The sequence below is a fragment of the Novosphingobium naphthalenivorans NBRC 102051 genome (genome assembly GCF_001590985.1).
Classification (GTDB): domain Bacteria; phylum Pseudomonadota; class Alphaproteobacteria; order Sphingomonadales; family Sphingomonadaceae; genus Novosphingobium; species Novosphingobium naphthalenivorans.
In genome coordinates this window covers 1-1,877 of record NZ_BCTX01000183.1, presented here as the reverse complement: position 1 = coordinate 1,877, position 1,877 = coordinate 1, and the positions used below count along the sequence as shown (strand labels likewise).

The 1,877-nt window shown below is 67.8% G+C and carries 3 protein-coding genes; all 3 read right to left on the bottom strand.

Going from position 1 to position 1,877, the window contains the following annotated elements; translation table 11 throughout:
- Positions 1–1,098, bottom strand: a 1,098-nt coding sequence (locus NN5_RS24565; protein WP_169801058.1) for a ParB/RepB/Spo0J family partition protein, incomplete at its 3' end; no start/stop codon positions are given.
- Between the two features lie 131 nt (positions 1,099–1,229).
- Entirely contained in the window at positions 1,230–1,637 is a 408-nt protein-coding gene (locus NN5_RS24560; protein ID WP_067739314.1) for a DUF2958 domain-containing protein, read from the bottom strand.
- Positions 1,634–1,877 (bottom strand): zincin-like metallopeptidase domain-containing protein (locus NN5_RS24555; RefSeq protein ID WP_245656689.1); only part of this gene is annotated, 244 nt, incomplete at its 5' end. The genes NN5_RS24555 and NN5_RS24560, both read right to left, overlap by 4 nt.

The window sequence follows — 1,877 nt, the reverse complement described above, 5'->3', positions numbered from 1 at the left end:
GGTGTTCTCACAGCGGGTCACCGAGGTGAGTTCGGGCCGGACGGCAGCACCATGTCCTGTTCCACCCTCGCCGCCCTCGCCTCCGGACGCGCGCGCCAGCCGGGCGGCTTCCTTTCGGCTCAGGTACCCTTCGTGGAAGACTGCTTCCCCGTTCGCGCGCAGATCGATGTAGACGCGCCCGCCCTTGCGCCTGGGGGCCTTTTCGTATTCCCACGAGTGGAAGTGGGCTTCGGGGCCGATCACCACGGCATCGGCCCAGCCTGCCTCGATATAGGCCGCGCGGCGTTCCTCGATGGCGGCATTCTGCGCGCGCCAGAAGGCCTGTGGGTCCGTGAAATACTGATCCTCGCCAAAGAGGTCGGCGACAGTGGCAAGCCCGCTTGCTTCGGGATCGAAGAGCGCGTGGCGGGCCGGGATCGACTGGCCGCCGAAGAGCCATGCCTTGAGCTGGTAGCCGCTCGGGGCATAAGCGTCGGCATCGTCGAAGAGTGCCAGCCATGCCTTCTGCTGGCTTTTCGAGGCGAGTGTCAGGTGGCGGACGGTCGCGGCATCGATTTCCTCGCGGCGGTAGAGATCGCGAATGCGCGGGAGGAGATTGCCGAGCGCGAGCACGCGCTTCACGGCAAGCTCTGGCAGGCCGAAGGTTGCCGCGATGTGTTCGATCCCGCGCCCTTCCTTCACCAGCCGGGTGAAGCATTCCCACTGCGAGACATCGTCGGGCGCGAGCCGGGCGATGTTCTCGATGAGCGAGGCCTCGATGGCAGCGGCATCGTCACCGGCATCGAGCACCGCGCAAGGCAGCATGTCGGCATCGGGGTCCGGTTCGGCATCGGGTGGAGCGGCGGCGCAGCGTTCCCCGGCGACGAGGCGCGCGGCATGGAAGCGGCGGCTTCCCGCGACGATCTCGAAATGATCGGGCGCATGCCCGGCTTCGCCTGCCAGAGGGCCATCGGCGAGGGGCCGCACGATCAGCGGCTGGATCACGCCGCGCGCGCGGACGGTAGGCAGGATATCGGAGACATCGGGCGCCTTCTTCGAGTAGCGCATGTTGGCCTTGCTCACGCAAAGCTTGCTTAGTGCGATGAATTGCAGTTTCACGGGTCTTGCTCCTTCAAGAGTGCCGGTCCGTCTTTTCGTGATGGGATATGCGGACCAGCTTTTGGGGTTCGGCGGCGAGCGGCCGCCACGCCTGCCACCGGAAGGTAAAGCCCCTCCGGCGAAAGCTCGCTTCAATCGCCGCCGCTTGGCCCGCCCCGGGTGAGCAGGCGCTCGGCATCGAGGATCGATCCGGCAGCGCGCGCGGCCTCGGCCCAGCGCGAGAGCGGGAATTCGCTCGAAAAGGCGATGTCCCGTTCAATTCCGAGCCCGAAGGGCAGGCGCACGCGTGCCAGTTCGCCAAGGCTGAAGGTCCCGAGTTCCGGGCAGCCGAACCCGAGGTCGGCAAGGCCTGTCGTGAGCTTCGCCGAAGGGCCGAACAGGGTGTCGCCATCGGGGTAGAGTTCGCTCGCCAGCCAGGTCGCGGGGCCAAGCGGCGAGAACAGCTTCACCAGCGGCGCGGGATCATGGGCGGAACCGTCGAGGCCTCGCTCGCAACTGGCGAGCAAGGCAGCGCGAAGCGTGGGGGTCAGGAGGTTCATGCCGCCGCCCTCCCCGCTTGCCGTTCCACAGGCTCCGGTTCAATCGCGGCCTCATCACCCCGCGCTGCCTCATGCCGGGCGCGCAGCCAATCGGCGGCCTTGCTGGCCGCGCTCGCGGCGCGGAAGATCGCGCGGCTATCCTCGCGCAGCACCTCGAGCCATGCGCCGATGTAGTCGGCATGGCGCACGGTGGGGACGATGCCGAGCGCGGCGCAGAGAAAGGCCGAGCCCATTTCGGCG

Bases quoted from the DNA above. Each gene is read 5' to 3' on its own strand.
- NN5_RS24560 (WP_067739314.1), bottom strand. From the start codon at position 1,637: ATGAACCTCCTGACCCCCACGCTTCGCGCTGCCTTGCTCGCCAGTTGC.